Origin of the sequence: Moorena sp. SIO3B2 (assembly GCF_010692525.1) — a bacterium.
Lineage (GTDB): Bacteria > Cyanobacteriota > Cyanobacteriia > Cyanobacteriales > Coleofasciculaceae > Moorena > Moorena producens.
On sequence record NZ_JAAHHE010000429.1, the window covers coordinates 1 to 4,574 of the forward strand.

Consider the following 4,574-nt stretch of genomic DNA (forward strand, 5'->3'; position numbering starts at 1 on the left):
GTAATGCCTGAAGGCTCAGTAAAAATCTTGTTAATTGAGGACAACCTGGCAGAAGCCAGATTGTTACAAGAGTTTTTGAAAGAAGCTCAGTTCAGGCACTTTAGTCTAGTTCATGTCAAGCGGTTGCGGGATGCACTCCAGGAAATCGCTCAGGCTAGAGCAATCTCAATTCCCTACGATGTGATCTTGTTAGATCTGACTCTACCGGACAGCCACGGACTAGCATCCCTCGGACCCTTGATCAAGCAAGCGCCTAGTTTACCGATTGTAGTGCTAACCAATACCAATGATGATGAATTAGCCATTGAGGCAGTTCGTCAGGGAGCACAAGATTATCTAGTCAAGCGGCAAGTCAAGGCAAAAATGCTGGTTCGTTCCTTGCGCTATGCTATTGAACGTAAGCAGGCAGCAGTTGCATTACGACAAGAAAATCAAGCCCTAGAAAGTCAGGTTCAGGAACAAACCGCTGAGTTGGTTAGAGCCAAAGAAGTCAACCAGCGCAAAGCTGAATTTGTTTCCATGCTCTCTCACGACTTTCGTAATCCCTTAAATACAATCCTCCTTTGTTCTGGATTGCTCCAAGACAAAGAGGAACAATTACCTCAAGAAAAAAAACTGGTTCATTTGCGGCTAATTCGCTCGGCCATCAAAAACATGGCCCAGTTGTTGGATGAGGTTTCATTAATCAGTAAAGCTGATTCCGGTAGACTCCTGTGTCAACCTACTCGGTTGGATTTGAAACGCTTTTGTCACCAATTAGTGGAAGAGTTACAAATCAGTACCAACAACAACCATCAGCTAGTTTTTACCAGTCAAGGGGAATTGAGGGAAGCGCTATGGGATGAACGATTGCTGCGACACATTTTTAGTAATTTGCTCGCCAACGCTATTAAGTACTCACCCACAGGGGGAACCGTTCAGTTTGAACTGATTGCTCAGACAGAATGTGTTATCTTCAGAATTCAAGACCAGGGTATGGGCATTCCCCCAGAAGACCAACAGCAACTGTTTCAGCCTTTCCATCGTGCTAGCAATGTTGGCACAATTCCTGGTAGTGGCTTAGGACTAGCTATTGTTCAACAGTGTGTGGAAGCTCATGGTGGTGAGATTTCTCTCAAGAGTCAGTTGGGAGAGGGTAGTACATTTACCGTTAGGTTACCGTATTAGGTTTTAGGGAATCGGGAATCGGGAATCGGGAATTGAGAATGAAGAATTGAGAATGAAGAATGAAGAATTGAGAATGAAGAATTGAGAATTGAGAATTGAGAATTGAGAATTGAGAATTGAGAATTGAGAATTGAGAATTGAGAATTGAGAATTGAGAATTGAGAATTGAGAATTGAGAATTGAGAATTGAGAATTGAGAATTGAGAATTAAGATGCGTTCGCGTAGGCTGGGCTACGGCCAATCCCAAAGGTAATCATTGAGTTATCAGTATTCAGCTATCAGCATTAACTTGATATTTGAATACTGAGTACAATTTGATTATACTGATTATCCTAATCCACAGCAACTGACTAATAAAAAGTTATAACCGAAACATCCGCCTGGCAATTTCGGAAGCAATTTGTTGACCTAGCCGTTGAGTTTCCTGCTTTAACAAAAGTTCCAGCATCTTTGGTACCGATTCTAGGTCAAACCTAGAGGATTCAATAATCATAGCCCCAATCTTTTCCATCCGCTCCAGGTTAGGAGACTCTAATTTTCCAGTTACATTAACTGCCAAGCCCACCGATGCAGTTATCTGGCCAAGAGTCTTGTATGAAAGATTTTCTAAACTGGTAACCATCTCTTCAACAAGAGCATTACGCAATATACTCCCTTGCTCGGAGTAGAGAAATTCTAACCCCTGGTGTAAGAGCGCACTAATATCAAACTGCCTACTTGTGCGCACCTGACCTAATAAATCCTCCAAAACATGCCATTGAATTCCACCATCTTGATACACAATCTCTTGTAAACAAGTCCTTAATTGGGGTGATGAATCCGTTAACAGCCGTTGGGCAACATAGGGATACGTTTCATTGAAGGGCTGAAAATTAGGATTGAGCTTAATTGCTATCCCTTCTAAGGTAGCGGCACTGCGGAAAATCAGGAGGTAGTAAGTGGGTAATTTAAATGGATATTTATAAAGTAACGGGGATAGCTTCCGAATAATACGATTAAAGCCGAATGTTGACACAGTAGCTTCCATCACCCCACCAAAAATATCAGTGAGTTCAGGAATCAGCGAGGTCACATCTGTCTCCGGTGGCAAAAAGTCGAGTTTCTTATAGTCTTGTGCTAAACCTTCAAAATCACCAATAACAATATGGACAACCGATTCCAGTAAGCGATACCGATAAGACGGTTCTACTGAGCTCATCATGCCAAAGTCAAGATAAGCCAATTTCCCATCAGGGGTAGCCAATAAATTGCCTGGGTGAGGGTCAGCATGGAAGTAACCTTCTTCTAAAAGTTGCCGCAAGCAACACTGAAATCCTACATCAATCAGGGTATTCGGGTCTAATCCCTGGGCTTTAATGGTTTCTAGTTCCGTCAATTTAGTCCCAGTGATCCACTCCATGGTTAACACCCGCCGCCCCGAGTATTGCCAGTATATACGTGGTACAGCGATATTGTTAATGTCACCGTAAAGTTCGGCAAATCGTTCCGCATTGCGACCTTCCTGGGTATAGTCCATTTCTTCAAACAAGCTAATAGCTAGTTCGTCTATAAGTGCTACTAGGTCGCTGTGAACAAAGGATATTGATTCTTGCGCCCATGCTGCTATTTTCCGCAGGATATAGATATCTAGGGAAATACACTCTACCAGACCAGGGCGTTGCACCTTTACTGCTACTATTTCACCAGTTTTGAGTGTCCCTTTGTACACTTGTCCTAGGGAAGCAGCAGCTACCGGTTTTTCGATCAGTGAGCCATAGATGTTGTTATAGTTATCCCCTAATTCTTCTTCAATTAACTGATAGGCAATATGATTAGGGAAAGGAGGTAATTGGTCTTGTAATTTAGTGAGTTCCTCTAAATAAATAGGAGGAACAATATCCGGACGACAGGAAAGGATTTGTCCCAATTTAATGAAGGTTGGACCAAGTTCAGTCAGCTTTTCGCGAAATTCCCAGGCTCGTTGAGGCTGATTTTGGGTAAGGCTACCGGTGACGAAATCCCACGCTAGCCTGATGCTAAAGGTAATCAGTGCCCCTACTAAAGCTATCCTGCGCCCCCAGACTAGCCGAGAACGCTGGCGGTAGTAGTCAGAAATGGTTCTTGGCTCGTACTGCAAGGTTAGTATTTTAAGATTTGTTAAATAATTACAAGAAAATTATCTCTTGAACTTTGCGGTTGGTCAAGGGGAGTCGGGAGTCGGGAGTCGGGAGTCGGGAGTCGGGAGTCGGGAGTCGGGAGTCGGGAGTCGGGAGTCGGGTGTCGGGTGTCGGGAGTCGGGAGTCGGGTGTCGGGTGTCGTCAAGAGCGGGAAATATTGATGGATGCCGTGCCAGTGTTGAGTTTCCCTAGACTGGTTTAAAAAAAGCGATCGCACTATGCCAAGTCAAGCCTGAGATTTAAGCGATCGCATGTATCTTGAGTCTAGTGAACTAGTTATTTTTATACTGTTGTTAATCAAGAAGGGAAAATTGAAAATTTTCAATGGTCAATTGCCAAAGGGATTTACGCGAATCTGTTAAGACTCTGACGCCAGCGGCTACCCAGCCATAACAACCCACCGATAGCAAGTAATCCTCCAGTAGTAGAAGATTCTGGCACCTTCTCGACTTTGATACGTGCTATCTGGTAGCCATCCACTGTGAAGTCAGCTTGAGCAAATGTCTCACTTGATAAAATCGGTCCACCTGGGATAAAACCTGGATGCAGGCTAACTACTCCGTTTTCTGGTGTACCGGTATCAGGAATAGTTTGACCCAAGAAGGGAGTAGTCGTCTCCTGCTCGTCGTTAACTTCCGTACCCGCATCCAGAACTTGAGAACCGAGAACGGTAAAGTCAGCTCCAGTGAAATTACCTTCTTCATCAAAAATCTCAAAAGCCAAGGGGTTGCCATTAGCAATGAAAGCATCATTACTGGGGAGAATCATTGCCGCGTAGCTGAAGTAACGGCTAGTAGAATCTACAGTAAATGTGGCTTTGGCAATATCCCCAGAAGCAACTGGACCATTTGGACCAGGAATTACACCATCAACTGAACCCGCACCACTAGCAAAAAACTCTTCACTAAGCACTGCGGCATTGCCATCCTCAGCAATGCGCTCAAGTCCTGGTGAAGCTGCCTCACCCCGATCATAAATATCAAACAAACCATTATGGAAACCTACCCAGACTGGAGCCAATAACGTGCCGTTTTCTGGTGCCAGGCTTTCAACTGTCACCTTGAGGGTAGCTGCTGTTGCGCTAGATGCCATGGCTAGTGTAGAGGTTACCGTAACCATGGTGACGATTTTGAGTGATTTAATAATTGAATGCTTCATGGTGATTCTGATCAATGAGATCAATATGGTAGATTTGTCAATGAGTGTGTTGCTCAACTATCTATACAGCTACATCATTATCCGTAGAGTGT

5 protein-coding genes are annotated in these 4,574 nt (G+C 43.9%); 1 reads left to right on the forward strand and 4 read right to left on the reverse strand.

Features of this window, described 5'->3' with window-relative positions; all coding sequences use genetic code 11:
• The first annotated feature begins 3 nt into the window (after positions 1-3).
• Positions 4-1,167, forward strand: a complete 1,164-nt coding sequence (locus tag F6K38_RS35360) for a hybrid sensor histidine kinase/response regulator (protein ID WP_287252435.1) — start codon at positions 4-6, stop codon at positions 1,165-1,167.
• Here the strand turns inward: F6K38_RS35360 and F6K38_RS35365 are convergent.
• From F6K38_RS35365 to F6K38_RS35380, 4 genes are all read right to left on the reverse strand, one after another.
• A complete protein-coding gene (locus tag F6K38_RS35365; protein WP_287359756.1) occupies positions 1,164-1,415 on the reverse strand; it encodes a hypothetical protein in 252 nt (83 codons plus the stop codon). The two genes, F6K38_RS35360 and F6K38_RS35365, sit on opposite strands and share 4 nt — an antisense overlap.
• 114 nt (positions 1,416-1,529) lie before the next feature.
• Positions 1,530-3,284 carry an ABC1 kinase family protein gene (locus F6K38_RS35370; RefSeq protein ID WP_287359757.1) on the reverse strand — a complete coding sequence of 585 codons (1,755 nt, stop codon included), beginning with the start codon at positions 3,282-3,284 and terminating at the stop codon, positions 1,530-1,532.
• A gap of 20 nt (positions 3,285-3,304) precedes the next feature.
• The gene (locus tag F6K38_RS35375; RefSeq protein ID WP_287359759.1) at positions 3,305-3,541 is read right to left on the reverse strand and encodes a hypothetical protein; all 237 of its coding nucleotides are present in this window, start codon (positions 3,539-3,541) and stop codon (positions 3,305-3,307) included.
• 128 nt (positions 3,542-3,669) lie between these two features.
• Positions 3,670-4,416, reverse strand: coding sequence for a spondin domain-containing protein (locus tag F6K38_RS35380; protein ID WP_287359760.1), 747 nt, complete (start codon positions 4,414-4,416; stop codon positions 3,670-3,672).
• Positions 4,417-4,574 lie beyond the last annotated feature (158 nt).